Origin of the sequence: Pseudomonas sp. yb_5 (assembly GCF_043103865.1) — a bacterium.
GTDB lineage: Bacteria > Pseudomonadota > Gammaproteobacteria > Pseudomonadales > Pseudomonadaceae > Aquipseudomonas > Aquipseudomonas putida_Y.
Genome location: NZ_JBICKE010000051.1, coordinates 49,883 through 74,746 on the forward strand (window position 1 = coordinate 49,883; position 24,864 = coordinate 74,746).

The following is a 24,864-nucleotide window of genomic DNA, read 5'->3' on the forward strand; positions in this document are numbered from 1 at the left end:
ACTGGCGATTTTTAGGCTCCCGCCGTCTCATAGTGTTTCTTGATCAAAGCCAGCATCTGTGTCTGATGCCGGGCTATAGCTGGCATGTCCCATTCCATGTCGGTTTCGCCACTAAAGATGTGGGCAAGCTTGAGTGAGTCGTAGCGAGGCTTGCCTTTGAAGTCTTCTCGCTTCTTGCCAACTCGCTGGTTGCTATACGACGAGTTTTCACCAGGACTCAGCAGCACCAGATTGCCAAAGCTGTCGAGGTGATCCCTAGCCAACTCAACACCGAACTCTTCACGTTGAGGATGGACATGCTCTACCGAGTTCTTCGAAGTGATTCGGTAGGTTGCAAGCTTTACGGCGTCATAAGTACCGAAGCGGTCGCGCTCACGCCAGAGGATATATTCCAGCTTCTGGAACCAGTAGTGTTCGAAGCGAGTGCCGCTAGGCTCCTCCAATTCTTCAATCACACTTTCGATGCTACGCATGGCGACTTCATCACCATTCAACAGCGCAAAGCTGGCTTCCTTCTGGCTTTCTTCCGCCAGAGACAGTTGGTTATCGATACGCTCAAGCAACTTCAGGACCTGTGCTTGTGTCTTTGCCTCACCGGCTACCAAGGCACCGAGAAATGGGGTCAACCAATACTGTGCACTTCGCTCGCCGGTAAAGTTACGCACACTCTGCAACTGGCTCAGGTCACTGCTCTCCAGCTTGGCGCGCACCAGCCGCCAGCCATCGTCCAAACGGCTTCTATTGACGTTGGTCAGACGTAAATTAGAGGCCTGACTGTCAGCCTCGGGAAGCCATTTCACCACCCAAAGGTCGAACTGATAACGCACTGTCCACAGGCATTCGATGAAGGCCTTGGCATGCTTCTCGGTGGCTTGGTCGATGAAGTCAGCAAAGTAGTCATTGAGCCGGCTGTCATGCAGACGTACCTCGACATCGTCCTGACGCTGCTGATGCAAATAGATGCGATGGGCGTGCATCAGTAACAGACCGAAGCTGATGATCGGGCGGCAATTGTGCTTAGCTTCTTGCAGTGCTTCAGGCTTGTCAGAATCCAACACTGAGAGCTTCGCTAGCTGCGCAATCGTTAGACCCTGCACGTCCCGGGCGGTGCTGCGCGTCAGGGGAAAGGTCTTGGCGCAGTGCTTTGCTAAGTCATCCTGTTTCAGACTTTTCCAATCGGCGCCTGGGAAGACCTTGCGTAGATTGCGCTCGAAGAAGTCGCCCATGTTTTCACAGGCTTGCCAGATCGCATCGTAGCGATGCTTCTGCGCTCCGATCACCGCCAGGAGGCGGGCCTTGAGGATGTCACTGTGCTCGAGTTGGACACCGCTGTTGTTCATGGTCGAGAACAATCGGTTTAAATCCATGCCTGGGGGCATGATGTTGTTCACCCAGCGAACCTTCGAATACAGGTACTCAGCAACCTCGGCCAGATACGCGTCGCTCCGTAGACGGAGCAACACCCCAAGGCGATCGGAAAGTGCCTTTCGGGCCGCAGCAAGATGTTTGATGTAAGCTTCGTCTGTCTCCGAGGTTCCGTTCCTACCCTCCTCGCTGCTAAGTCCAGCCCACGCCGCGAATAGACGCTGCACTTCATCACGAATAGCAAAGGTGAGTCGGGGCCGCTTGTTCCACACGATGAAGTTCGACAATTCAGTGTTGGGCACTACCTCGGTGAGTGCGAATGCGAGCAACATCAAGGTGGTCATACGCTGCTGGCCATCAATCACTTCGTAGACAGTGTGGGCACTACTCGAATCGCGAGATGCAACGACGGACGTCAGGACTGTTCCGATGTAGTAATGCGGCAAGCCGGTATCGCAGGCCTCCATGATCTGCTCTAGCAGGGTGACAACGTCCTCACTTGGCCAGACGTAGGGTCGTTGGTAGCTGGGAATGACCAGGGTGATTTCGGCGGCGCACAACAAGGCAGGCGCCTGAACATAGGAACGGACACTTTCGCTCATTGCTCACCCACAAGGTCGAAAGAGCTTTTCTGGAACTTGCGGGAGATCGCCTGCTTTAGCGCAGTATCAAAATCAGACTGCAGCGCTTCGCCCGGTGCACTCAGATTCATTGAAAAGTAGGCTTGCACCGTACGTACAAACCGGTACTTCACGCTGTTCGCATCCAACCTCTCTGCAATGAGGTAACTGAAGCCTTGCAACGTCTCGATTAGCTCAGCATGGGTGTAGCTGTGGGCGATCCAGTCCAACACTGGATTGTGCTCAGCGAAACTCTGCGCCGTGCTTTCACGTACGGCCTTCTCATTACTCAGCCGCGGCGAGAAGATTGCCCTGAACAGCCAGCAAGCAGCCTCTAACAAGCCTTGTCGACCAAACTGGCTGACGTACAGCAACACTGCGCAGTCAAAGAGCTTGCGCAGGAATTCACTGCCATTAGCCTGCACCACTAGGTGGTCGTAGAGCTGATGAAAGGGCGCTAGACCCGGGTCATCACGCCGGACCAACACCGTGCGCCGCAGCACATGGAAATAGTCGAAGTAGTGAATGGCATTGACGCCCGTGTTAAGCGGCTGACGCATGGCGTATCCGCTGTCCACTTGCAAGTGTTGGCCCTGTTCTATGTGGTGGACCCGAGCAGTCCGGTACGCTATATCCCGTCCCTGCCCAGTGCGCTCAGCCAATTCCGCGACGATCTCTTCACGTGTCTGCAGCGGTTGGCGATGGCTCGAGAGACTGCGCCACTTAAGCAGTTGCCAATGGCGCGCTTTCATCAGCGCATCCACGGTACCGTCCAGCGCACCCCAAGCCTCCCAGCGACGCGCTTGTTTGTCTTGCTCCTGTTGCGGTACCCCACGTAAATGATGCGCCTTCAGAATCGCCGGGCCGTCCAGCCTGACCCCACCGGTATTCTGCGTCTCGAAGAAGCGGTAGGCATCATCCTCACTGCGAGTGACAACCAAGGTGATGTTCACTCTGGAGAAATCCACCGCTGGCAACTGCTGTTGCTCAAGCCAGCGCAAGTTGTACAGAGCGCGGGCCTGGGACTCCGGAGATGTCAGCTCGATGCCTTTGGCGAGATCACGCTGTTTCAGCACATGCGCTATCAACGCCAAGGTGATTAGGCGTTGCTGGCCATCGATGATGCTCAAGACATCGGAGCGCATTCGCGGTGGGCGAGCTTGATGGATGATGATGCTACCCAAGTAGAAATCGTGCTCTGGAGGTATTGCATCGTCAGACAGCGAAAAATACTCGGTGAGATCGAGCAGTAGGCGTTGCAGGTGCTTGACCTGCCAGCGATACGGGCGCTGGTACTCGGGGATGGTTAAGCGGCCGCTAATGGGGCTGCCATCGCTGCCGAGGATCAACTCTCCGCCAAGCAAGGTAGCAACAGAGGTGCTGGCTACGACGATATCAGGTGTTACGAGGCCGCTTAGCGTCTTAACCTCGCTCTTGAGGGACTGCGTCATGTGCAGAACTCTTCCGTGAACAAAGGAGCAAAGGGGAGCGATAGATCAACCCACCTCTAAATGGTGTCACGCCGACATCATCGTACGAAACCAGAAGCGCCATCAAATACTAGGTATCGGGATGGATGATGCTCTAGAGACGGCAAGCAGACTGAAGGATAACCTGACGACCACTCCGACCATGCCAAGGTTGCCGCATCCCAGCGAATTGGCTCCACTTTCCTGAAGCCCTCAGTACCCCAAAGCGAGGCCACTCATCTTGCCCAAGTCTGTCAGCTTTTGGCCGGTTGCTGCCTATTGCTACCGGCAGCAATGGAGCGGTCTCTGCCTCCGCGTCTCTGCCGCCCGCTGGTCAAGTCGGATGCAAGCGGGTGGTCAACATCAATGCAATTGCCTAGTCAGATGAGTGCAATTTCGCATACGTTGAACAGGGAGCCTGCAATGAGCACGACCAAACTACGTCTCGGCCCACTGACGAAAACCTAGAACATGAAGCTGACCTTCACCTGTCCGGCCAGCCTGAGGGCTGACCTCAAGCGCTACGCGGCGCTGCACTCACAGACCTACGGTGAAGAGGTCGACGCCCTGACGCTCGTTCCGTGCATGCTGGAGGCGTTCATGGTGAGGGATCGGGTATTCAGGAGACTTGGTAAAACGTGCTGACAACCGAATCGGTTTACCTTGGCTGGCCGCCCGTTAAGCCCTTGCCTCCGAAGAGGCTGGTAACAAATGTGATCACGGGCCTTCGCCCCAAAGGCACTCGGACGAAATTGACCTGAATGGATTAAGAAAAAATCAGCTGAACCGCCAAAACTTAAGATTTTCCTGTCTCAATCAAGAAAATCTGGGGAACAGAGCCAAGCTAAAGGAATTCTTGACATGCACCATGTGGAAACTGTGGCTCTCGATATTACGAAGCAAAATCGGCACTAAGTTGCCGATTCCGTGTATTTATGGAGCAATAAAGGCACTTTAATGCCGCTTATCCAGATTTACGGAATTTAAAGTGCCGGCGCCGACTGCCAAGCCTGGGTAGCCAGCAGACACTATCAACGTTTGAACATCTCGAAGGCCGCTTGCAACTGAGAATGGTCGGAAGCCCGCTTCGCAGCTGATCGTGAAGCAAGATTCTGCAGTTTCCGTTTTACCGCAGGTAGCTCTGCTGCCTGTGGCAACTCGATCAAGTCGAAATCTGGATTTTCCATCTCGATGGACTCCAGAAACGCTCTCGACTGCGGAGTCAGCCACTCCGAAATTTGCAGAAGAAGCCTGGCGCGGTGTTCCAGCAGTATCTCTGAGCTGACAGGTGCTGCAGTCATACCACGGAAGTGAGTCTGGTATATCGCCTCGAAATCCTTGGGCTCATTGGGAACCAGCACCTCCCAGGCAGGTTTCGGGCTACAGGTCATGTAGATCAGGAAGGTTCGCCAAAGTCGCTCATCTGTGCGCGGATCGGCCAGAAGCAAACCGATATCAAACAGGTCACGCGGATGCTGCCTCGACAATGCTGCTGCCATTTTCCCCGCATATAGATCCGCAAAGTCGAGCACCTGGATCGAGGCAAAGCCAAAGGCCTCCTGGACCTGCGGCTGGACAACCATTGTCCGCACCGGATGCACGGAACCGCACATCACCGGAGTCGTTTCTATTTGGACTCGGGATCGTCCACGACTCACTATCAGTCTGTTTATGAAGCCACCTCTCTCTGGAGCCGATGTTTGTACCTGTAGCCTTAATGGCGCAGAGCCAAGCGCCCTTCCCAGACTTTCTAATGCATCGGAGATCTGACCAGCATCCTGCGCATAGTCCTGCATCGGCAACCAAGTCAGATCGATATCCACAGACAACCTGGGCAAGTCATGCTCGAACAGGTTGATCGCCGTCCCTCCTTTGAGGGCAAATCGTGTTTCTTTCGCCAAGGTCGGCAGAATTTCCACCAACAACTGGACTCGGTCGGTGTAGCGCTTATCCCAGGTGCTCATCAAGATCCGCCGGCAAGGTTATTTGGTAGGTTGGGTTCAAGCGACCACCGGGAACCAGGCAACGCTTTCCCTTCCCTAGATAGACGCCGTCCAACGAGACATGATCCACCCAGGCGTGCTGGTGGCGTTCTGCGAGGGCTAGGAACAAACGCTTGGCTTTTATGCTGGTGCAATGTCGCAGCAGCATGCTTAGCCTTTGAGGACGAAGGGTGTCCGCACCCTGCATCAGCGCATCCACTTCATAAACGAGCGATGCGTCTGACACGCCATCACACTGCTCAAGGATTGCGCGCTCAGGTGTCGCGACGACGATGCGGCCGCGGTCGCCATCAGCATCCACCCACTCGAGCCCAAGATTCCTTAGGGCTTCGTCATCCATGTCGGCCTTGAATGACAACGCCGACAGATTGAATGGGCTTTTGCCGCACAGCACCACCTCAGCCTTCAAGGGAAGCTTTTCCACCCAGGCGGGGAGGCTTCCAGGGCCATATAGAGTGACCCTCTCACGCTCGCCCAACCGCAGGTAGTGCTCGTGCCCATGCCAAGCCAAGGCAAAACGCCCGCCAACATGCAGCGGCAATCGCTCTCCTTCCTGCAGCGCGTGCACTACAGCAGCCCAGGTGAGACGTCCGCCTCGTCGTTGATAGATTCCACGCGCAGGCGATTCCAGCCAGCCGCTCGCGATATATCGCGCTACCAGGCTGCTGCTGTAGCCATGAGCCTTCAACCAGCTACTGGATACCAGGTCGCTGTCGCCGAGCCCTGCAAGCAAGGAGTTTAGTTTTTCAGATTTTTGCACACTCATAGTGAGCAAAATAGAGCTTTTCTAAACCCTCAGCAAGAAGAAGGTTTAGAAAAATCAAAAAATACTCACCAATAGTGAGCAAAATTTAGTTTCTATAAACCATACAAGGAACTCTTGAACATTGCTATAGGCGCTCCCTAGGCCCCTTCCATTCCAGCAACGCCTGTAGCGGATCCAGCTCGCCAACAAGCTCACGCGCTTCGGCGAGCTTGTCCATAGCAATACATCGCTCGGTTTCGGGCAGATTCGAAACGGAGCTCTCCGCGTCACTGAAAAAAGCCTGGATCCGCTTTATGTCATCCCAATGCTTGATGGCACTCAACAAATCAGTCCTCGCCTGCTCCCTTGCCTCGTTTTGCAGTCGAATCCGCTCCCTCTCCTCACGCCGGCGAATCTGCTCCTTCCACTCCCGCTGCCGAATTCTGGCCTGCTCCTCGGCCTCCTCTACCAATCGGGCAATTACAGGCGCTGCGTCCGTTAGCTGCTGGACGATCTCATCCAGTTGGCCTCGTAACGAGCATTGCTTGGCCTCCTTCCAACTCTGAGACCAATCAGTCCACGGATATGGCGAAAACGCCCTTATACATAGGCGGCCGGTCGCAAAGTCCATGCGCGTCGACCAGTTCCAGGTTGAGCTTAAGCGGTGCATCTGCTGCGACGGTATCTTGGAGGTGGGGATGTACTTGCCATCGATGTAGCGGGCCTCCAGTTCCTCAGTCATCTCAAATAACGTCAGCCCAATGGCAACCGTCCCGATGAAGACCACTGTGGGCTTGGATGGTGACCACAACGCCGGATGCCGGTGCCTTGGCTTCTTGGGTGGGTGTTCATGCTCATCAAGCGAGGCCCGGGCATAGGTTCGGTCACTCGGTGCAAACATCACGCGATGGCCGGCAGCCTCCAGCTTGAGAAACAGCTGATTCGCCAGTTTCAGGGCCGGCTGAAGCTGAGGCTTGGTCACCACGACATCCACCAGGCGCTGCCTACCTGGCTTGAGGAACCCCTGGTCGATGACTCGCCCCTGCTCAAAGACCTCATACGCCCCCACGACAACAGGATGCTGCCTTGATCGCGATATACGGAGCTGTTCGGGTTTGATTTTGCGCGGTGCAGGTGCCTTCGGTACCGGTCGAGAAACAGCACCAAGAGCATCTCCCCTGCGCCAAACCTGCAGATCACCAGGACCAGCCTCAGGCAGGGGTGGCTGAGGACTGGGTACTCCATTCTCCAGCTTTACCCAGTGCCCACGCGGCGGCCGCGGAACATTCATGCGGGTGCACACGCGCGCCAAGAAGCTGGAGGAAACACGATGGTGATCCGCGATCTTGGTCATGGGAAGCCGCCATACCTCTGCGTACATTTCCTCACGACTGACTGGGCCACCAGGACTGGAACCAGGTTGCAGGGATACGTCTTCGGAAGACACTCATCAATCCTTAAGCCTGATATCACCGTACCAGCCAACGTCAGGCCATACCCCACGATCCATCAGGTCAAACCGAGCCAAAACGGTTGTTGTACCAAACCCTCCGCAGCCCCCTCCACCACGTTGTTCGCCCAGCGAGCAGCGGACAGCATCTGCAGCACGGATCAGGGCCGATAAGGAGGCGACATTCATGCCCGCATCATCTGAACAGATAGCCGCACGCTTGATCACCTGCCCACCCCGAATCCTGCGAGCCAGTGCGGCCCCCGCCTACCTCGGCATGTGCCGCGCAGAATTCAACAAAACCGTCCGGCCTTACGTGCGGGAATTCCGCATTGGAGTGCAAGGCATCGGCTTTGATCGCCAAGAGCTGGATGCCTGGGCAGACATCTACATCGACCGGGCCACCATTGAAAAGGAAGGTGCCAAGGGACATGATCACTCCCGCAGCGAGCGCCAAGGAGAAAAACCATGGCGCGAAAAACCATTAGCGGCCTCTACCAAAGGAACGGGATCTGGCACATCGACAAGGTCTTCAGAGGTCAGCGAATTCAGGAAAGCACTGGATCAAGCGATAGGAAGGAGGCAGAGCAATACCTGATACACAAGCTGGAAAAGCTCCGTGAACAGAAGATCTATGGCGTCCGCACGATCAGAACCTGGCGGGAAGCCGCTACGCGTTACCTGATCGAGTACAAGGATCAGCCGTCGATAGGCCTCACGGCCATCTATCTGGAGCAGTTGGATCCGTATATTGGCGACCAGCCTCTGACTCATGTCGACGATGAGACCCTGGCTCCCTACATAAGGGATCGACTCAAGGGCACCAGAACCAGCGATGGCAAGTTGAAGCCTGGCGTCTCACACCGCACGGTGAACATCGCCCTGGAACGCGTCATACGCATCTTGAATCTATGCGCCCGAAAATGGCGTGATGAGCAGAAGCGTCCCTGGCTCGACGTAGTACCGATGATCACCAAGCTGGAAGAGAAGAAAACCAGACGCATGCCCTACCCGATGTCCTGGGAAGAGCAGTCGATTCTCTTCACCGAACTGCCTGATCATTTGCGCCGCATGGCCCTGTACAAGGTCAACAGCGGCTCACGCGAACAGGAGGTTGTGAAGCTTCGCTGGGATTGGGAGATACCGATTCCTGAGCTCAACACCAGCGTATTTCTCATACCGGCGGATTTTGGTGGCCGGCATGAGAGCTCCGGGGTCAAGAACGGCGACGAGCGCCTCGTTGTACTCAACAACGTAGCCAAGTCGGTCATCGAGGGACAGCGTGGGCTTGATCCGGTTTGGGTATTTCCTTACGGACAACCCGATCAAAACGGCAAGGCCACTCCCGTTCACCGGATGAACGATTCGGCATGGAAGAAAGCCAGGGTCAGAGCAGCGAAGAAGTTCCAAGAGCGTTTTATGCGCCCTGCCCCAGCTGGATTTGCTTCGATCCGCGTTCACGATCTGAAGCACACTTTCGGCCGAAGACTTCGGGCAGCTGGGGTAACGGAGGAAGACAGGAAGGCTCTGCTGGGGCACAAGAACGGTAGCATCACCAGTCACTACTCAGCCGCCGAGTTGGGCAAACTGATCGATGAAGCCAACAGGATTTCGGCCACCGACTCGCGCGGTCCGGCCCTGACAATTTTGAGGAGAATGGCAGGATGAAAAAAAGTCTCGCAAAAGTCCCTACGCTTCTACGCGTGAAGCGCCCATAAAAAAATCCAGTCACCGCTAAGTGACTGGATTTTCTAGGGATTTTTTGGTCGGGACGGAGTGATTCGAACACTCGACCCCTTGCACCCCATGCAAGTGCGCTACCGGGCTGCGCTACGCCCCGACTGGGCTTTGAAGCATGTTCTCAATCTTGCCGAGAACGTTGAAGAATGTACCCTAACCCTCTGATAAATGAAAGCTTTTTCTCAAAAAATTTTCCATTCATCAGAAACCCGGCTTACTTCTTCAACACCACCAACACATCCTCCAACTCAACAATCATCTGCCGAATCAGTTGCTTGTACTGGCTGGATTCATCCTTAGCCTCATCACTGGAGAGCCTCAACCGAGCCCCGCCAATGGTGAACCCCTGATCATACAGCAGCGCACGAATCTGGCGGATCATCAGCACATCCTGGCGCTGGTAATACCGCCGGTTCCCCCGCCGCTTCACAGGGTTCAGCTGGTCGAACTCCTGCTCCCAATACCGCAGCACGTGTGGCTTTACGGCACACAACTCGCTCACTTCACCAATGGTGAAGTAGCGTTTGCCCGGTATGGGGGGCAGTTCGTCGTTATGGCTTGGTTCCAGCATAGGCCTCAACCCGGGCCTTCAACTTCTGCCCTGGACGAAAGGTGACGACGCGCCGTGCGGTGATCGGGATCTCTTCCCCAGTCTTGGGGTTACGGCCCGGCCGCTGGCGTTTGTCGCGAAGGTCGAAGTTGCCGAAACCGGACAGCTTGACCTGCTCGTTCTCTTCAAGTGCGTGCCGAATTTCTTCGAAAAACAGCTCGACCAGCTCCTTGGCCTCACGCTTGTTAAGCCCCAGCTCCTCGTACAGCCTTTCGGCCATCTCAGCTTTCGTCAGAGCACCCATGCCGTTATTTCCTTAACGTGGTGTTCAACCTTTGTTCGAGCGAGGTGAGGATGTTTTGCAGGGTAGTGTTCACCTCATCGTCGTTAAGAGTGCGCGATGGATGCTGCCAGGTCAAGCCGACGGCAAGGCTTTTTCTATCAGGATCAATGCCTTTACCTTGGTACACATCAAACAGCCTGAGGTCTGTGAGCCATTCGCCTGCATTGTCACGAATTAATTCAAGCACCGCGCTAGAAGCTACATCACGTCCTGCGATCAAAGCCAGGTCACGACGGGTTTCCGGGAACTTGGACAGTTCGCTGAATTTCGGCAGGCGGCCTTCGACCACGTCGCCCAGCACCAGCTCGAACAGGAACACCGGGCGGTCAAGGCCCAGGGCTTTGGCCAGCTCTGGGTGGATGGCGCCGAGGTAGCCGACCAGCTTGCCGTCGCGCTCGATGACCGCGGTCTGGCCCGGGTGCAGGGCTGGGTGTTTGCCGGCGCTGAAGGTGAAGTCGCTCAGGGCGCCGGAGTAACCCAGCAGGGCTTCCACGTCGGCTTTGACGTCGAAGAAGTCGACGCCGTCGCGGCCGTTGGCCCAGCCTTCTGGCAGGCGGCTGCCGGTGACGACGCCGGCAATCATTGGCTGCTGCTGCAGGTCACCCAGCTGGCCGACGAAGCGCAGGCCGCTCTCGAACAGGCGCACGCGGTCTTGCTGGCGGTTCAGGTTGTGCTGCAGTGCCTTGACCAGGCCCGGCCACAGCGAGGCGCGCATGGCGGCCATGTCGCTGGAGATGGGGTTGGCCAGCAGCAGCGGCTCTACGCCCGGGCTGAACAGTTCGAACAGTTTCGGGTCGATGAAGCTGTAGGTGATGGCTTCCTGGTAGCCGCGGGCAACCAGCAGGCGGCGCAGGGTCGGCAGGTCACCGCGGGTTTCCGGCTTACCCTGTGGGGCCAGGCGGGCTTGCGGGTAACGAACCGGCAGGTTGTTGTAGCCATACAGGCGGGCCAGCTCTTCGATCAGGTCCACTTCCAGGCTGATGTCGAAGCGGTGGCTTGGTACGCTGACGGTCCACTGCCCTTCCCCGCTCTTGGTCGTGGTCAGCTCGAGGGCGTTGAGCAACTGCTCGACCTGGGCCGGGTCCATTTCCATGCCAAGCATCTGGGTGATGCGTTCGGCGCGCAGGGTAACCGGGGCTACTTGTGGCAGGTGCTGTTCGCTGACCGCTTCGACCACAGGGCCGGCTTCGCCGCCAACGATGTCCAGCAGCAACTGCGTGGCGCGCTCCATGGCTTCGCGGGCCAATTGCGAGTCGACGCCGCGCTCGTAGCGGTGCGAGGCATCGGTGTGCAGGCCGTAGGAACGGGCTTTACCGGCGACGGAAATCGGCTCGAAGAAGGCGCTTTCCAGGAACAGGTCGCGGGTTTTTTCGGTGTTCACACCGCTGTGCTCGCCACCCATGACACCGGCGATGGCCAAGGCGCGGGTGTGGTCGGCGATGACCAGGGTGTCGGCCCGCAGGGCAACTTCCTGGCCGTCGAGCAGGACGAGCTTTTCGCCCTCTTCGGCCATACGCACGCGGATGCCGCCGTTGATTTCTGCCAGGTCGAAGGCGTGCATCGGCTGGCCGAGTTCGAGCATCACGTAGTTGGTGATGTCGACGGCGGCGTCGATGCTGCGAACGTCGCTGCGGCGCAGGCGCTCCACCATCCACAGTGGGGTTGGCTTGCTCAGGTCGACGTTACGGATAACGCGGCCCAGGTAGCGCGGGCAGGCAGCCGGGGCGCTGACTTCGACCGGGCGCACTTCGTCATGGGCGGCCGCTACGGCTGGCACCACCGGGCGGGTGACCGGGGTGTCGTACAGGGCGCTGACGTCGCGGGCCAGGCCGGCGATGGACAGGCAGTCGCCGCGGTTCGGGGTCAGGCCGATTTCGATGCTGGCATCATCCAGGCTCAGGTACGTGCGAATGTCTTCGCCAACCGGAGCGTCGGCAGCCAGTTCCAGCAGGCCGTCGTTTTCTTCGCTGATCTGCAGTTCGGCAGCCGAGCACAGCATACCGAAGGACTCGACACCGCGCAGCTTGGCCTTCTTGATCTTGAAGTCGCCTGGCAGTTCGGCACCGATCATGGCGAACGGGATCTTGATGCCTGGGCGGGCGTTAGGGGCGCCGCACACAACCTGGAAGGTTTCCTGGCCGCTGCTTACCTGGCACACGCGCAGCTTGTCGGCGTCCGGGTGTTGCTCGGTGGCGAGAATTTCGCCCACGACGATGCCGCTGAACTGGCCGGCAGCGGGGGTAACGCTGTCAACTTCGAGGCCGGCCATGGACAGGCGGGCGACCAGTTCGTCACGGGAGACTTGCGGGTTGACCCAACCGCGCAGCCACTGTTCACTGAATTTCATGCTGTTCTCCTGAAAGTTGCGTCGATTGGGCCTAGCGGAATTGGGCTAGGAACCGCAGGTCGTTGTCGAAGAACAGACGCAAATCGTTGACGCCATAACGCAGCATGGCCAGGCGCTCGGCACCCATGCCGAAGGCGAAGCCCTGGAACTCTTCTGGGTCGATGCCGGACATGCGCAACACGTTCGGGTGCACCATGCCGCAGCCCATCACTTCCAGCCAGCCGGTTTGCTTGCACACGCGGCAGCCGTTGCCGGAACACATCACGCACTGGATGTCGACTTCTGCAGACGGCTCGGTGAAGGGGAAGAACGATGGGCGGAAACGGACCGCCAGTTCTTTCTCGAAGAATACGCGCAGGAATTCTTCGATGGTGCCCTTGAGGTCGGCGAAGTTGATATCGCGATCGACCAGCAGGCCTTCGACCTGGTGGAACATCGGCGAGTGGGTGATATCCGAGTCGCAGCGGTATACGCGGCCCGGGCACACAATGCGGATGGGCGGCTGGGTGGACTCCATGGTCCGCACCTGCACCGGCGAGGTGTGGGTACGCAGCAGCATGTTGGCATTGAAGTAGAAGGTGTCGTGCATCGCCCGCGCCGGGTGGTGGCCAGGGATGTTGAGCGCTTCGAAGTTGTGGTAGTCGTCTTCCACCTCTGGGCCTTCGGCAATGCCGTAGCCAATGTGGGTGAAGAACTGCTCGATGCGCTCGAGTGTACGGGTGATCGGGTGCAGGCCACCGGTGGCCTGGCCGCGGCCTGGCAGGGTGACGTCAATGCATTCGGCAGCCAGGCGAGCGCTGAGCTCCGCTTCTTCAAAGGCTGCCTTGCGGGCATTGAGCACAACGGTGACGCGCTCTTTGGCGTCATTGATCAGCGCGCCGACTTTCGGCCGCTCTTCGGCTGGCAGGTTGCCCAGGGTCTTCATCACCTGGGTCAGCTCGCCCTTCTTGCCGAGATAATTAACCCGGATCTGTTCCAGGGCGTTGATGTCTTCAGCGCGTTCCACGGCCTCTAGGGCTTGGGAGACCAGCGCATCCAGGTTTTCCATGTACAGACTCCAGATACGAAAATAGGGGAAGAGCTTTGAAGGCTCTTCCCCTATCGATGACGTTCAATGCCCGGCAGCGCTAGCACCGCCGGGTGATTGTCGCGGGTACTTAAGCCAGAACGGCTTTAGCTTTCTCGACAATCGCAGCAAACGCCGCTTTTTCGTTCACTGCCAGATCAGCCAGAACCTTACGGTCGATTTCGATCGAAGCCTTTTTCAGGCCAGCAATCAGACGGCTGTAGGACAGACCGTTGGTGCGGGCACCGGCGTTGATACGAGCGATCCACAGTGCGCGGAACTGACGCTTCTTCTGGCGACGGTCGCGGTAGGCGTATTGGCCTGCCTTGATGACCGCTTGCTTGGCTACACGGAATACGCGCGAACGTGCACCGTAGTAACCTTTAGCCAGTTTCAGAATTTTTTTGTGACGCTTACGAGCGATAACGCCGCGCTTAACACGAGCCATGAGTAACTTCCTCTATCTTAACCAGAATTAACGAACGCGCAGCATGCGCTCGACTTTTGCGACGTCGGACGGGTGCAGCAAGCTTGCACCGCGCAGTTGACGCTTACGCTTGGTCGACATTTTGGTCAGGATGTGGCTCTTGAAAGCGTGCTTGTGCTTGAAGCCCGAAGCTGTCTTCAGGAAGCGCTTCGCAGCACCGCTCTTGGTTTTCATTTTTGGCATGTTGGAACTCCGCATTCGATAAAATTACACATAATCATCAGGCCTGCCGTGCCCGGGAGATTACTTCTTTTTCTTGGGGGCGATGACCATCATAAGCTGGCGTCCTTCCATCTTCGGATGCTGCTCAACGGTGCCGTATTCGGCGAGGTCGGCTTCGACCCGCTTCAACAGCTCCATGCCCAGCTCCTGGTGGGCCATCTCACGACCACGGAATCTCAGAGAGATCTTGGCCTTGTCCCCATCGGTAAGGAAACGTACCAGGTTGCGTAGTTTTACCTGGTAATCCCCATCCTCCGTCCCTGGACGAAACTTGATTTCTTTGATCTGGATCTGCTTCTGGTTTTTCTTGGCTTCGTTAGCCTGCTTCTTCTTCTCGAAGAGGTGCTTGCCGTAGTCCATGACCTTGCAGACGGGCGGTACCGCGTCTGCAGAGATTTCTACCAGGTCCAGCTTCGCTTCATCAGCGATACGCAGCGCTTCATCAATCGAGACGATGCCAACCTGCTCGCCGTCTGCGCCAATTAACCGAACCTCGCGGGCCGAGATATTCTCGTTGATCGGGGCCTTCGGTACAGCACGCTTATCGTTTCTCATTTCACGCTTAATAGTCATTACTCCGATTCTTGGCGACCACGCCGGGAAACCGCTTGTGTCAGCAGCTCAGCGAATTGGGCGACGGGCATGGAGCCCAGGTCTGCACCTTCGCGAGTACGCACAGCGACGGTTTGCGTTTCGACTTCGCGGTCCCCTATAACCAAAAGGTACGGGACCTTGAGCAAAGTATGCTCGCGGATTTTAAAGCCGATCTTCTCATTTCTCAAGTCCGACTTGGCACGGAAACCGCTTCCGTTCAGAGATTTCTCAACCTCGAGGGCAAAATCGGCCTGTTTGTCGGTGATATTCATGATCACCGCCTGGGTTGGGGCCAGCCACGCCGGGAACACGCCAGCGTAGTGCTCGATCAGCATGCCGATGAAGCGCTCGAACGAACCGAGGATGGCGCGGTGCAGCATGACCGGGCGTACTCGGCTGTTATCTTCGGCAATATAGCTGGCATCCAGACGCTCTGGCAGGTTCGGGTCGTACTGCAGGGTACCGCACTGCCAGTTACGGCCGAGGCAGTCGCGCAGGGTGAACTCGATTTTCGGGCCGTAGAAGGCGCCCTCGCCTGGCTGGTACTCCCACTCGAGGCCGGATTCGTTCAGGGCGTCGGCCAGCGCAGTTTCAGCACGGTCCCACAACTCTTCGGAACCGACACGCTTGGCCGGACGAGTGGACAGTTTCATGGCGATGTCGCTGAAACCGAAGTCCTTGTACACGTCCAGGGTCAGCTTGATGAAGTCGGCGGCTTCTTTCTTCACCTGATCTTCGGTGCAGAAAATGTGCGCATCGTCCTGTACGAAGCCACGCACGCGCATGATGCCGTGCAGTGCGCCGGACGGCTCGTTACGGTGGCAGGCACCGAACTCGGCCAGACGCAGCGGCAGGTCGCGGTAGCTTTTCAGGCCCTGGTTGAACACCTGCACGTGGCACGGGCAGTTCATCGGCTTTACCGCGTAGTCACGGCTTTCCGACGAAGTGGTGAACATGTTTTCGGCATAGTTGGACCAGTGGCCGGAACGCTCCCACAGGATGCGGTCGACAACCTGCGGGGTCTTGATTTCCTGGTAGCCGTTTTCGCGCTGCACGCCACGCATGTACTGCTCGAGTACCTGGTAGACGGTCCAGCCGTTGGCGTGCCAGAACACCATGCCCGGGGCTTCTTCCTGCAGGTGGAACAGGTCGAGCTGCTTGCCGATCTTGCGGTGATCGCGTTTTTCGGCTTCTTCGATGCGCTGGATGTACGCAGCCAGCTGCTTTTTGTCAGCCCAGGCCGTGCCGTACACGCGCTGCAGTTGCTCGTTCTTGGCATCGCCACGCCAGTAGGCGCCGGACAGCTTGGTCAGCTTGAATGCCTTGAGGAAGCGGGTGTTCGGAACATGCGGGCCACGGCACATGTCGACGTATTCTTCGTGGTAGTACAGACCCATGGCCTGTTCATCCGGCATATCTTCGACCAGACGCAGTTTGTAGTCTTCACCACGGGCCTTGAACACATCGATGACTTCGGCGCGCGGGGTCATTTTCTTGACCACGTCGTAGTCTTTTTCGATCAGCTCCATCATGCGCTTTTCGATGGCGGCCATGTCTTCTGGGGTGAAGGGGCGCTCGTAGGCGATGTCGTAATAGAAGCCTTCGTCAATGACCGGGCCGATCACCATCCTGGCGGTCGGGTACAGCTGCTTCACGGCGTGGCCAACCAAGTGGGCGCACGAGTGACGGATGATCTCCAGTCCCTCTTCATCTTTAGGGGTGATGATCTGCAGGGTGGCGTCGTTGCTGATCAGGTCACACGCATCGACCAGCTTGCCGTCGACCTTGCCGGCAACGGTGGCCTTGGCCAGGCCAGCGCCGATGGAAGCGGCTACTTCGGCTACGGATACGGCGTGATCGAACGAACGTTGACTGCCATCGGGAAGAGTAATAACGGGCATGGCGCCTCCTCTCCTAGTGGTGACCCCTACCAAAGGTCACGTGGGTTGGGATGAGCCAGTACAAGATCCGACCTGCCTTCCGGTAAAAGGAAGCCTGCCCCACAGTGGCAGAAGCCTTTCGGCTTGTCAGGGACGAACCAGAGTGACTGGAAAGAAAAAAGATAGCTGCAGCCGGCAACAGCGCGACCGCAAGCCGAGCATGCTAGCACGGGGGTTGCACCCCAGGCAGAAATATTTGGAAATTGCACCGCAGCGGTGAACTAACGCGGAAAAATACCGCTCAGACTTTGGGAAGCAACCTACTCTTGATGAGACCTTAACCCAAGGAGTAACTGGTGATGCGAGTTCCGTCTCTTCTGGCCCTGGCGGCCGCTGGCGCCCTGCTGCTGCCCGTGGCTGCGAACGCCGGCAACTTCCCCCCCGGGAAGGAGGCCGGCTACATGACCCAGTGCACGCAAGTGGCCAGCGGCCAGGGCGTTGACGCTGCCACCGCGAAAAAGCACTGCGACTGTGGCGCGCAAGCCATCAAAAAGAACTTTACCGACGCCGAGATTGCCGACCTCGACAGCAAAGACGGCGTTGACGCCAAGCTGATGCAGAGGGCGCAGATGGTGGTAAAACAGGCCTGCGCACCGAAGAGCTGAAACCTTAAAGCCAGCGACGACCAGCCATTCTTTGAGCTGGATCAATATCCTGCGAAGGTAAAAGGCGCTAGATGCGCAGAATTAGACTATGATGTATCCCGTGCTCCGTAGCCTCGGCCGCATTGCACCAATGAAAAAACTAAATGTTCTGGAGATTCACCCATGTCCAATCGCCAACAAGGCACCGTCAAATGGTTCAATGATGAGAAAGGCTACGGCTTCATCACCCCAGCAGGCGGCGGCGACGACCTGTTCGTACACTTCAAAGCCATCGAATCTGACGGCTTCAAGAGCCTGAAAGAAGGCCAGACTGTTTCCTTCGTCGCCGAGCGCGGCCAGAAGGGCATGCAGGCTGCACAGGTTCGTCCGGAGTAATTCGGATAGCTGTAAAAAAACCCGCCCTTGTGGCGGGTTTTTTTATGGGTGATTGCATCATCTGAGTGGGGCGGGATTGCCTGCGAAACAGACTTTAGGGTGAATGGCACGGGCTTCGCTCGTGTTCGCGGGTGAACCCGCCCCTACAGGCGACTGCGCAGGCTTTTCACATTTTGCGCAAGGCAGTTGCCCCCGCGTGCATCAACCGCAGTTGACGCGGGTTACCCTGCCCTGCTCGTCCACGTTCAGGTTCAGGCGCTCTGAGCGGTACTCCAGGGTGACCACATCGCGCGGCTTGAGAATGCGCGCCATCTGCGAGCCGCTGGCCTTGCGTGCCTGCTCCAGCAGTTCGGCACTGGCCTGTTTGCCAATGGCAAAGTCGGCACCGCTGGCCTGGCAGCGGCCATCGTTGCCAGCTGGGGCGGCCGGCGCAGCCCCACCATCAGCGTTGCCACCAGTGCTGCAACCCGCCAGGACAGCAGCCACAGCCAAAGTTGCCAGGTAAGCACGGGTACGGAACATGAAGCCTCCTAAATCGGTCCGGGAACTGCCTGATCCGACAGCTCCGCTCATCATTTGTTGCAAAACCTGTCAAGTCTGCCTGAACTGTAGCAGGGAGGCGAAAAGCAATCGTGACCGGATTTTGCACAACGTGCTGTGTTTGCCATATGCTTAGCTCGCACGGTCACCGGCGCAAAGCCATGATTTGCTGCAAGAAGTGGAGCGCATCCCGCCTCCATCGAACACCAGGGTCAGGTGTTCCTCCTTCGTTCCGGGCCCCCAGCGAGAGCTTTTCATGAGCACCCACAGCATCGATGCCGATATCAAGGTCAAATGGGCCGAGGGCCAGAGCGCGTACAGCCCTGGCACACCGGAAGAGTTGCTGTTGATCGCCATCGACCTGTTGGTGCGCGATAACGGCGCCGAGGCGGCACGCAGCTTCATCGACCAGGTGTTCGAGCGCTACGCGCCGCACGCGGCTATTCCAATCGCGCCAGGCGGGCACTGAGCAGGTCGAACAGCCCCTGGGCATCCCCCTGCTCCACCCACAGCACATTCGCTGGCTGCTTGAGCACGCCGTACCAGTCCGCAATTGTCTGGCCGAAAGTGGGCCCTTCGCGGCTGTCGATGCTCATGTGGATGCGCCGGCCACTGAACAGCTCGGGCTTTAACAGGTAGGCGATGACACTGGCGTCATGCACAGGGCCTCCGGGCATGCCGTACAGGTCCATGTCGTGGGTGATGTAGGCATTGAGGATGTCCACCACGCGCTTGCTGGCCTGGTTGTTCACGGCTGTCAGTTGCGTCAGGCGGGCGCTGCTGGTCAGCAGCTTGTGGGTGACGTCCAGCGGCAGGTAGGTCAGCGGCACGCCGCTGGCCAGCACCACTTCGGCGGCGTGCGGGTCGGCGTAGAGGTTGAACTCCGCCACCGGGGTGATGTTACCGCCGTTGAAATGCGCTCCCCCCATGACCACCACCTCTTTGATGCCTTTGACGATGCTCGGGCGCTGGATCAGCGCCAGGGCCAGGTTGGTCTGCGGGCCGAGCATGGCGACGGTGATGCTGTGCGGTTTGGCTGCGCCGAGGGTATCGACCAGGTATTGCACGGCATTGCCCTGGGCCAAGGGCGCTTTCGGCTCGTGTACCTGGACACCGGTGAGGCCTTCTTCACCATGAACATCGGCGGCATAGATCGGCGTGCGCACCAATGGGCGGCCGGCACCGGCGTACACCGGGATGTCTTCGCGCCCCGCCCATTCGCGGGCCAGGCGGGCATTGCGCGAGGTCTTGTCCAGGCGCACGTTGCCGGCCACGGTAGTGATGGCGCGGATACTGAGTTCGTTGGGCGAAGCCATGGCCAGAAACAGCCCCACCACATCGTCGGCGCCGGGATCGGTGTCGATGATCAGGTCGATGGGGGCGGCCTGGAGGGTCGAGGCTGTGGCCATGAAGACGACTCCTTGTAGCAGGGACTTGAGCATGGGTGGCACTCCTGTTGCCTATGAATCATGCGGTTACACAGCCCGGCGTCCTCTGTGGAAGCGGCTAGAAGGTGACGCCGGAGATGAGGGCAATGTTGCTGTAGGGCTGGCACTCGCCTGTACGCACCACCGCACGGGCACTGCGCGACAGCACTTTGAAATCCTCATGGGCCAGCCATTCGCGCTTGCCCAGCTTGCCCTTCAGTCGCTCGATTTCGACCAGCGCGGGTGGCACCACTTTCTGCATTTCTTCAGCCAGCACGTGCCGCTCAACCTGCAATTCGCTCAGCACCACCCGCAGCACGCTGGCGAAGTCCGGCAGGCCAGGCGTAATGGCCAGGTCGATAAGTTCCACCCCCGGCGGCACCGGCAGCCCGGCATCGCCGATCACCAGGATATCGCCATGCCCCATGCCGGCAATGACCCGTGACAGGGCAACGTTCAACAGTGGGGTTTTCTTCATGGCGTCAGCTCCGCCAGGTAGGGAATGGACGGTTGGGCACCGGCACGGGTAACCGACAATGCTGCGGCACGCTGGCCAAAGATGATCGCCTCACCCTCCCCCAGCCCACGTACCAGGCCGGCAGCAAAGCCACCAATGAAGGTATCGCCGGCAGCGGTGGTGTCCAGCGGTTGCACGTGCGGCGCCGGATAGTGCTGATGGCCTTGGCCAGCGACCAGCAAGGCACCTTGCGCACCCAAGGTGATGATCACTTTGCCTGCCCCCAGCTGCAGCAAGCGCTCGCCTGCGCGCCGGGCACTGTCCTGGTCGGTCACCGCCACACCGGTCAAGGCTTCGGCCTCGCTTTCGTTAGGGGTAAGGTAATCGATATGCGCAAACCACTCCGCTGGCAAGGGGCCGGTAGCGGGTGCTGGGTTCAGGATCACCTGCTTGCCCAGTTCGTGCCCTCTGGCCAGTGTCCAGGCCACGGTGCTGGCTGGCACTTCCAACTGGCAGATGATTACCTCGGCAGCCTGCAGTAACGCATCGAAGCGCCGCACCGACTGCGGCGTCAGCAGGCCGTTGGCGCCGGGAATGATGACAATACAGTTCTGGCTGGCAGCATCCACCGTGATCAGCGCCACACCGCTGGACACACCTGGGCAGGTGCTGACGCCCTGACAGTCGATCCCCTCGACATACAAGGCCCGGTGCAGTTGCCGACCGTAATCATCATCCCCAACATTGCCGATCATCGCCACGCTGCCGCCCAGCCGCGCAGCCGCCACGGCCTGGTTGGCACCCTTGCCGCCCGGTACCGTGAAAAAGCTATCGCCGGGGAGTGTTTCGCCGGCCCGAGGCAGGCGCTGGGCGCGAGCCACCAGGTCCATATTGAGGCTGCCGACCACCACAACCTTGGCATTCATGACGTTTCCTTAGCGTTAGCGGTAATCATTGAACAGGTCCGGGCGCGGCCCGGTGGACTCACGCAAGACGATACGCGGGGCGACAATGCGCTGCTCCGCTGCGCCTTGCCGGGGCGTAGCGATACGCGTCAGCAGCAACGAGGCAGCGCTTTCGCCCAGCTCGCGGATCGACTGGCCCACCGTGGTCAGTGGCGGGTACACGTAGCGGCTGAGCTCGATGTCGTCGAAGCCGATCACCGACAGCTCGCCGGGTACGCTGATATTGCGTTCGGCTGCAGCCCGCAGCACACCAAAGCCGATCATGTCGTTGCCGGCAAAAATCGCCGAGGGCCGCTTGCCTTCCAGCACCTGCGCCGCCGCCGCATGGCCACCCGGGCTGGTGAAGTCGCAGTGCAGTACACGGCTGCCCGGCACAGGCGCTCCCGCTTCGGCCATGGCACGGCGGAAGCCGCTCAGGCGCAGCTGGGTAACCCCGGTTTCGGCGGGACCGCCGATATAGGCGACGTCGCGATGGCCAAGTTCCAGCAAATGCCGGGTGGCCAGGTACGCCCCCTGCTCGTGGTCAATACGCACCAGGTCGGCATCGACGCCTTCCAGCTCACGGTCGACGATGACCATTGGCGTGCGCACACTGGCCAGGCTTTGCAGCAGGTCGTCGTCCTGGCCCACCGAGGCCACTACCAGCCCGTCGATGCGTTTTTCCAGCAGCACGCGCAGGTAGCTGCGCTGCTTCTGCGGGTTGTCGTCGGAGTTGCACAGAATCACGCAATAGCCGTTGCGCTCGCAGGCGTCTTCGATACCCCGCGCCAGCTCGGCAAAGTACGGGTTGACGCTGTTGGGCACCAACAGCCCGATGGTGGCCGTGCTGCGCGCCTTCAGCGAGCGCGCCACCGCACTGGGCACGTAATCCAGTTCGATGATGGCGGCTTCCACTTTCAGCCGCACCTGCTCGCTGACCGGACGGGTCTTGTTGAGTACATGGGACACAGTGGTATAAGAAATACCCGCCAGTGCCGCGACGTCTTTGATGGTTGCCATGTTGTCAGTTCCGCCGGCCCGCGCGCCGGCTACGGTAAGTGTCGAGCACCACGGCGATGACGATCACCGCCCCGGTGATGATACGTTTGGTCGGCTCGCTGGCGCCGATCTGCGCCAGCCCGGCGGCCAATACGGAAATGATCAGTACGCCAAAGAAGGTGCTGATGACCGAGCCACGCCCACCCATCAGGCTGGTGCCGCCGATCACGACGGCGGCAATGACCTGCAGCTCCAGGCCAGAGCCGGCATTGGGGTCGGCCGCTTCCAGCCGCGAGATCTGGAACAGCGCGGCCAGGCCGGCGAGCAGGCCCATCAGGGCGAACACCAGCACTTTGTAGGGGCGCGGATCGATACCGGCCAGGCGCACGGCCTCTTCATTGGTGCCGATACCGATCAGGTAACGACCGAATACCGTGCGCGTCAGGACCAACTGGGCGAGCACGATCACCAACAAGGCGATGATGAACGCTGGCGAAACACCAAAGGCGACCGGGTTGGAGAACCAGGCATAGGCATCGCCGATATAGGCGGTGCGCGAGTCGGTGAACTGGTAGGCCAGGCCACGGGCCATCTCCAGCACACCAAGCGAAACGATGAACGACGGGATGCGCCAGGCCACGGTGACGCTACCGGTAATGCTGCCGGCCAGCGCGGCCACGGCCATGCCCAGCAGCGCCGAGGGCAGCACGCCCCAGCCCCAGCCGAGTATCGCCACGCTCACCGTCGAGGCGGCCAGCGCCAGCACCGAACCCACCGACAGGTCGATGCCGCCGATGATCAGCACGAAGGTCATGCCCACCGCCAGCACCATCAGGTCCGGGATCTGGTTGGCCAGCGTGCTGAAGGTGCCATACGACCAGAAGTGGCTGCTGAGGAACGAGAACAGCACAATCATCGCCAGCAAGGCGCCAGCCAGGCCCAGGTAGGTGCCCAGGCCAAAGTACGTACCGCTGCGGCGCACGGGGGCGGCGCCCGGGTTGTTTAGCGGGGTGGTTTTCATGCATCCATCCTGGGGGCTGCATCATGCAGCAGCGCGTCACGTTTCTGATAACCGGCGAAGGCGGCGGCAAGCAACTGGTCCTGGCTCCAATGATCACGCGCGAAGGTGTCGATCAGGCGGCCGGCGGACAGCACGGCGATGCGATCGCAAATCAGCATCAGTTCGCGCAGGTCACTGGACACCACCACCAAGGCCTTGCCTTGACGCGCCAGCTCGGCCAACAGGCCATAGATGTCGAACTTGGCGCCCACATCGATGCCACGCGTGGGTTCGTCGAACAGCAGCACCTGGCAATCGCGCTCCAGCCAGCGGCCAATCACCACCTTCTGCTGGTTACCGCCAGACAGCTCACCCACCACTTGCTGCGCGCCAGCACTGCGAATGCGCATGGCCTGGATCTGGCGTTCGGCCAAGGCCTTTTCCGCCTCGCCATCGAGCACACCGGCGCGCGATACCGCGCCCAGGTTGCCCAACGCAATGTTGGCGCTGATCGACTGCGTCAACAGCAGGCCCTCGCCCTTGCGGTCTTCGGTTATCAGCGCGATACCGGCCCGCACTGCAGCCTTGGGCGAGTCGATGTTTACCGCCTGCGGCGGCTGGCCCAGCGCGATACCGCCGCTGTCCGCGCGATCGGCACCGTAGATCAGGCGCAGCAGCTCGGTACGACCGGCGCCGATCAGGCCGGAGATGCCAAAAATCTCCCCTGCCCTGACTTCGAACGACACCTCGCGCACTTTGTCGCCGCGGCACAACTTGTCGACCTTGAGCAGCGGTGCCCCCATCTGCCGCCGGCCCAGGTCGATATGCTCGCCCAGCTCGCGGCCGACCATCAGGTTGACCAGTTCGGCGCTGCTGTAGCGCTGGATCGGCTCGTCGCACACCAGCTTGCCATCGCGTAGCACAACGATGCGTTGCGCCACGCGCTGCAACTCTTCCAGGCGATGCGAGATATAAACAATGGCCACGCCACGCGCACGCAGGCGCTCGATCTGGGTGAACAGCAACTCCACCTCGCGCGCAGTGAGCATGGCTGTGGGCTCGTCCAGGATCAGTACATGGCAGTCACCGATCAGGTTGCGGGCAATCTCGACCATTTGCTGATGGCCGATGCCCAGTTCGCCGACAGGGGTGTCCGGGTCGATGGCGTCGAGCCCGACCCGGGCCATGGCGGCCATTGCCAGTTGGCGCAGGCGCTTGTGGCTGATCCAGCCGAAACGGCTGGGCAGGTTGTCGAGAAACAGGTTTTCCGCCACGGTCAGCGTCGGCAGCAGGTTCAACTCCTGCATGACCATGCGCACCCCAAGGCGTTCGGCCTCGCCGCGACTGCCGGGCGCGTAGGCCTGGCCGCGGTAGGTCATGTGCCCGGTGGTGGGCACCTCCAGGCCACTGATGAGCTTGGACAACGTGCTCTTGCCAGCGCCGTTCTCGCCGGTCAGGGCCAGCACTTCACCGGCGCGCAGGTTCAGGCTGACCTCGCCGAGCACGGGCTGGGCATAGGTCTTGCCCAGGCCGCTGGCGGCAAGCACCACTTCATTGGCCGATGCAGGCATGGCCG

At 59.2% G+C, this 24,864-nt stretch carries 26 protein-coding genes and 1 tRNA gene; 5 read left to right on the forward strand and 22 right to left on the reverse strand.

The features are described from left to right. Positions 1-11: 11 nt before the first annotated feature. Positions 12-1,967 carry a DUF262 domain-containing protein gene (locus ACF8GF_RS06465; protein WP_392519729.1) on the reverse strand — a complete coding sequence of 652 codons (1,956 nt, stop codon included), beginning with the start codon at positions 1,965-1,967 and terminating at the stop codon, positions 12-14. Further along, positions 1,964-3,436, reverse strand: a complete 1,473-nt coding sequence (locus ACF8GF_RS06470; RefSeq protein WP_392519730.1) for a DUF262 domain-containing protein — start codon at positions 3,434-3,436, stop codon at positions 1,964-1,966. Before ACF8GF_RS06470 ends, ACF8GF_RS06465 begins: the two co-directional genes overlap by 4 nt. 489 nt (positions 3,437-3,925) lie before the next feature. Between ACF8GF_RS06470 and ACF8GF_RS06475 the strand changes: the two genes are divergently transcribed. After that, positions 3,926-4,099, forward strand: coding sequence for a DUF2274 domain-containing protein (locus ACF8GF_RS06475; RefSeq protein WP_392519731.1), 174 nt, complete (start codon positions 3,926-3,928; stop codon positions 4,097-4,099). 386 nt (positions 4,100-4,485) lie between these two features. Here the strand turns inward: ACF8GF_RS06475 and ACF8GF_RS06480 are convergent, their stop codons facing one another. The 4 genes from ACF8GF_RS06480 to ACF8GF_RS06495 form a co-directional block, all read right to left on the reverse strand. Continuing rightward, positions 4,486-5,418, reverse strand: coding sequence for a nucleotidyl transferase AbiEii/AbiGii toxin family protein (locus tag ACF8GF_RS06480; protein WP_392519732.1), 933 nt, complete (start codon positions 5,416-5,418; stop codon positions 4,486-4,488). Next, entirely contained in the window at positions 5,402-6,223 is an 822-nt protein-coding gene (locus tag ACF8GF_RS06485) for a type IV toxin-antitoxin system AbiEi family antitoxin domain-containing protein (RefSeq protein ID WP_392519733.1), read from the reverse strand. Before ACF8GF_RS06485 ends, ACF8GF_RS06480 begins: the two co-directional genes overlap by 17 nt. 124 nt (positions 6,224-6,347) lie before the next feature. Beyond that, the gene (locus ACF8GF_RS06490) at positions 6,348-7,556 is read right to left on the reverse strand and encodes a hypothetical protein (RefSeq protein ID WP_392519734.1); all 1,209 of its coding nucleotides are present in this window, start codon (positions 7,554-7,556) and stop codon (positions 6,348-6,350) included. 292 nt (positions 7,557-7,848) lie between these two features. Then, on the reverse strand, positions 7,849-8,085 hold the full coding sequence (locus ACF8GF_RS06495; RefSeq protein WP_392519735.1) for a hypothetical protein: 237 nt from the start codon (positions 8,083-8,085) through the stop codon (positions 7,849-7,851). A gap of 35 nt (positions 8,086-8,120) precedes the next feature. On the opposite strand from ACF8GF_RS06495, the gene ACF8GF_RS06500 reads away from it, so the two are divergent. Further along, positions 8,121-9,320: a tyrosine-type recombinase/integrase gene (locus ACF8GF_RS06500; protein WP_392519736.1), complete on the forward strand. Its 1,200-nt coding sequence runs from the start codon at positions 8,121-8,123 to the stop codon at positions 9,318-9,320. A 95-nt stretch (positions 9,321-9,415) separates the two neighbouring features. Here ACF8GF_RS06500 and ACF8GF_RS06505 read toward each other — a convergent pair. The 9 genes from ACF8GF_RS06505 to thrS form a co-directional block, all read right to left on the reverse strand. Continuing rightward, a tRNA-Pro gene (locus ACF8GF_RS06505) sits at positions 9,416-9,492 on the reverse strand. Between the two features lie 114 nt (positions 9,493-9,606). After that, positions 9,607-9,963, reverse strand: a complete 357-nt coding sequence (locus ACF8GF_RS06510) for a MerR family transcriptional regulator (protein WP_003250681.1) — start codon at positions 9,961-9,963, stop codon at positions 9,607-9,609. Beyond that, complete coding sequence (gene ihfA / locus ACF8GF_RS06515) at positions 9,944-10,246, reverse strand: integration host factor subunit alpha (RefSeq protein ID WP_003250679.1); 303 nt, start codon at positions 10,244-10,246, stop codon at positions 9,944-9,946. The genes ACF8GF_RS06510 and ihfA overlap by 20 nt, the downstream gene beginning before the upstream one ends. 4 nt (positions 10,247-10,250) lie before the next feature. Beyond that, entirely contained in the window at positions 10,251-12,632 is a 2,382-nt protein-coding gene (gene pheT, locus ACF8GF_RS06520; protein WP_392488652.1) for a phenylalanine--tRNA ligase subunit beta, read from the reverse strand. A 31-nt stretch (positions 12,633-12,663) separates the two neighbouring features. After that, positions 12,664-13,680 carry a phenylalanine--tRNA ligase subunit alpha gene (gene pheS, locus ACF8GF_RS06525; RefSeq protein ID WP_176683834.1) on the reverse strand — a complete coding sequence of 339 codons (1,017 nt, stop codon included), beginning with the start codon at positions 13,678-13,680 and terminating at the stop codon, positions 12,664-12,666. Positions 13,681-13,789: 109 nt separating this feature from the next. Further along, entirely contained in the window at positions 13,790-14,146 is a 357-nt protein-coding gene (rplT, locus tag ACF8GF_RS06530; RefSeq protein WP_003250671.1) for a 50S ribosomal protein L20, read from the reverse strand. A gap of 27 nt (positions 14,147-14,173) precedes the next feature. Further along, the gene (gene rpmI / locus ACF8GF_RS06535; protein WP_003250667.1) at positions 14,174-14,368 is read right to left on the reverse strand and encodes a 50S ribosomal protein L35; all 195 of its coding nucleotides are present in this window, start codon (positions 14,366-14,368) and stop codon (positions 14,174-14,176) included. Between the two features lie 60 nt (positions 14,369-14,428). Next, on the reverse strand, positions 14,429-14,980 hold the full coding sequence (infC, locus tag ACF8GF_RS06540) for a translation initiation factor IF-3 (protein ID WP_012052879.1): 552 nt from the start codon (positions 14,978-14,980) through the stop codon (positions 14,429-14,431). Next, a complete protein-coding gene (gene thrS / locus ACF8GF_RS06545; protein ID WP_176683835.1) occupies positions 14,980-16,902 on the reverse strand; it encodes a threonine--tRNA ligase in 1,923 nt (640 codons plus the stop codon). The genes infC and thrS overlap by 1 nt, the downstream gene beginning before the upstream one ends. Positions 16,903-17,240: 338 nt before the next feature. Between thrS and ACF8GF_RS06550 the strand changes: the two genes are divergently transcribed. Together ACF8GF_RS06550 and ACF8GF_RS06555 are read left to right on the forward strand one after the other, a co-directional pair. Then, on the forward strand, positions 17,241-17,546 hold the full coding sequence (locus ACF8GF_RS06550; RefSeq protein WP_176683836.1) for a hypothetical protein: 306 nt from the start codon (positions 17,241-17,243) through the stop codon (positions 17,544-17,546). 162 nt (positions 17,547-17,708) lie between these two features. Then, positions 17,709-17,921, forward strand: a complete 213-nt coding sequence (locus ACF8GF_RS06555; protein WP_003250656.1) for a cold-shock protein — start codon at positions 17,709-17,711, stop codon at positions 17,919-17,921. Between the two features lie 201 nt (positions 17,922-18,122). On the opposite strand, the gene ACF8GF_RS06560 is transcribed toward ACF8GF_RS06555, so the two are convergent. Continuing rightward, positions 18,123-18,443, reverse strand: coding sequence for an I78 family peptidase inhibitor (locus tag ACF8GF_RS06560; protein WP_176683837.1), 321 nt, complete (start codon positions 18,441-18,443; stop codon positions 18,123-18,125). Positions 18,444-18,717: 274 nt separating this feature from the next. Between ACF8GF_RS06560 and ACF8GF_RS06565 the strand changes: the two genes are divergently transcribed. Further along, positions 18,718-18,930, forward strand: coding sequence for a hypothetical protein (locus ACF8GF_RS06565; protein ID WP_021782772.1), 213 nt, complete (start codon positions 18,718-18,720; stop codon positions 18,928-18,930). Here the strand turns inward: ACF8GF_RS06565 and ACF8GF_RS06570 are convergent. The 6 genes from ACF8GF_RS06570 to ACF8GF_RS06595 form a co-directional block, all read right to left on the reverse strand. Further along, positions 18,902-19,903, reverse strand: coding sequence for a nucleoside hydrolase (locus tag ACF8GF_RS06570; protein WP_392488653.1), 1,002 nt, complete (start codon positions 19,901-19,903; stop codon positions 18,902-18,904). The two genes, ACF8GF_RS06565 and ACF8GF_RS06570, sit on opposite strands and share 29 nt — an antisense overlap. Positions 19,904-19,967: 64 nt before the next feature. After that, positions 19,968-20,366 carry a D-ribose pyranase gene (rbsD, locus tag ACF8GF_RS06575; RefSeq protein WP_176683839.1) on the reverse strand — a complete coding sequence of 133 codons (399 nt, stop codon included), beginning with the start codon at positions 20,364-20,366 and terminating at the stop codon, positions 19,968-19,970. After that, the gene (rbsK, locus tag ACF8GF_RS06580) at positions 20,363-21,271 is read right to left on the reverse strand and encodes a ribokinase (protein ID WP_392488654.1); all 909 of its coding nucleotides are present in this window, start codon (positions 21,269-21,271) and stop codon (positions 20,363-20,365) included. The genes rbsD and rbsK overlap by 4 nt, the downstream gene beginning before the upstream one ends. 15 nt (positions 21,272-21,286) lie before the next feature. Continuing rightward, on the reverse strand, positions 21,287-22,309 hold the full coding sequence (locus ACF8GF_RS06585; RefSeq protein WP_104962064.1) for a LacI family DNA-binding transcriptional regulator: 1,023 nt from the start codon (positions 22,307-22,309) through the stop codon (positions 21,287-21,289). Positions 22,310-22,313: 4 nt separating this feature from the next. Beyond that, positions 22,314-23,309, reverse strand: a complete 996-nt coding sequence (locus tag ACF8GF_RS06590; protein ID WP_176683841.1) for an ABC transporter permease — start codon at positions 23,307-23,309, stop codon at positions 22,314-22,316. Next, the gene (locus ACF8GF_RS06595; RefSeq protein WP_209965029.1) at positions 23,306-24,859 is read right to left on the reverse strand and encodes a sugar ABC transporter ATP-binding protein; all 1,554 of its coding nucleotides are present in this window, start codon (positions 24,857-24,859) and stop codon (positions 23,306-23,308) included. The genes ACF8GF_RS06590 and ACF8GF_RS06595 overlap by 4 nt, the downstream gene beginning before the upstream one ends. Between the last annotated feature and the right edge of the window lie 5 nt (positions 24,860-24,864).

Bases quoted from the DNA above. Each gene is read 5' to 3' on its own strand.
- ACF8GF_RS06555 (WP_003250656.1), top strand. From the start codon at position 17,709: ATGTCCAATCGCCAACAAGGCACCGTCAAATGGTTCAATGATGAGAAA.
- rplT (WP_003250671.1), bottom strand. From the start codon at position 14,146: ATGGCTCGTGTTAAGCGCGGCGTTATCGCTCGTAAGCGTCACAAAAAA.
- ACF8GF_RS06470 (WP_392519730.1), bottom strand. From the start codon at position 3,436: ATGACGCAGTCCCTCAAGAGCGAGGTTAAGACGCTAAGCGGCCTCGTA.
- ACF8GF_RS06570 (WP_392488653.1), bottom strand. From the start codon at position 19,903: ATGCTCAAGTCCCTGCTACAAGGAGTCGTCTTCATGGCCACAGCCTCG.
- infC (WP_012052879.1), bottom strand. From the start codon at position 14,980: ATGACTATTAAGCGTGAAATGAGAAACGATAAGCGTGCTGTACCGAAG.
- ACF8GF_RS06500 (WP_392519736.1), top strand. From the start codon at position 8,121: ATGGCGCGAAAAACCATTAGCGGCCTCTACCAAAGGAACGGGATCTGG.
- pheS (WP_176683834.1), bottom strand. From the start codon at position 13,680: ATGGAAAACCTGGATGCGCTGGTCTCCCAAGCCCTAGAGGCCGTGGAA.
- rpmI (WP_003250667.1), bottom strand. From the start codon at position 14,368: ATGCCAAAAATGAAAACCAAGAGCGGTGCTGCGAAGCGCTTCCTGAAG.
- ACF8GF_RS06475 (WP_392519731.1), top strand. From the start codon at position 3,926: ATGAAGCTGACCTTCACCTGTCCGGCCAGCCTGAGGGCTGACCTCAAG.
- ACF8GF_RS06585 (WP_104962064.1), bottom strand. From the start codon at position 22,309: ATGGCAACCATCAAAGACGTCGCGGCACTGGCGGGTATTTCTTATACC.
- ACF8GF_RS06595 (WP_209965029.1), bottom strand. From the start codon at position 24,859: ATGCCTGCATCGGCCAATGAAGTGGTGCTTGCCGCCAGCGGCCTGGGC.
- ihfA (WP_003250679.1), bottom strand. From the start codon at position 10,246: ATGGGTGCTCTGACGAAAGCTGAGATGGCCGAAAGGCTGTACGAGGAG.
- ACF8GF_RS06490 (WP_392519734.1), bottom strand. From the start codon at position 7,556: ATGACCAAGATCGCGGATCACCATCGTGTTTCCTCCAGCTTCTTGGCG.
- ACF8GF_RS06565 (WP_021782772.1), top strand. From the start codon at position 18,718: ATGAGCACCCACAGCATCGATGCCGATATCAAGGTCAAATGGGCCGAG.
- ACF8GF_RS06465 (WP_392519729.1), bottom strand. From the start codon at position 1,967: ATGAGCGAAAGTGTCCGTTCCTATGTTCAGGCGCCTGCCTTGTTGTGC.
- ACF8GF_RS06510 (WP_003250681.1), bottom strand. From the start codon at position 9,963: ATGCTGGAACCAAGCCATAACGACGAACTGCCCCCCATACCGGGCAAA.
- ACF8GF_RS06480 (WP_392519732.1), bottom strand. From the start codon at position 5,418: ATGAGCACCTGGGATAAGCGCTACACCGACCGAGTCCAGTTGTTGGTG.
- ACF8GF_RS06495 (WP_392519735.1), bottom strand. From the start codon at position 8,085: ATGTCCCTTGGCACCTTCCTTTTCAATGGTGGCCCGGTCGATGTAGAT.
- ACF8GF_RS06550 (WP_176683836.1), top strand. From the start codon at position 17,241: ATGCGAGTTCCGTCTCTTCTGGCCCTGGCGGCCGCTGGCGCCCTGCTG.
- rbsK (WP_392488654.1), bottom strand. From the start codon at position 21,271: ATGAATGCCAAGGTTGTGGTGGTCGGCAGCCTCAATATGGACCTGGTG.
- ACF8GF_RS06560 (WP_176683837.1), bottom strand. From the start codon at position 18,443: ATGTTCCGTACCCGTGCTTACCTGGCAACTTTGGCTGTGGCTGCTGTC.
- thrS (WP_176683835.1), bottom strand. From the start codon at position 16,902: ATGCCCGTTATTACTCTTCCCGATGGCAGTCAACGTTCGTTCGATCAC.
- ACF8GF_RS06485 (WP_392519733.1), bottom strand. From the start codon at position 6,223: ATGAGTGTGCAAAAATCTGAAAAACTAAACTCCTTGCTTGCAGGGCTC.
- ACF8GF_RS06590 (WP_176683841.1), bottom strand. From the start codon at position 23,309: ATGAAAACCACCCCGCTAAACAACCCGGGCGCCGCCCCCGTGCGCCGC.
- rbsD (WP_176683839.1), bottom strand. From the start codon at position 20,366: ATGAAGAAAACCCCACTGTTGAACGTTGCCCTGTCACGGGTCATTGCC.
- pheT (WP_392488652.1), bottom strand. From the start codon at position 12,632: ATGAAATTCAGTGAACAGTGGCTGCGCGGTTGGGTCAACCCGCAAGTC.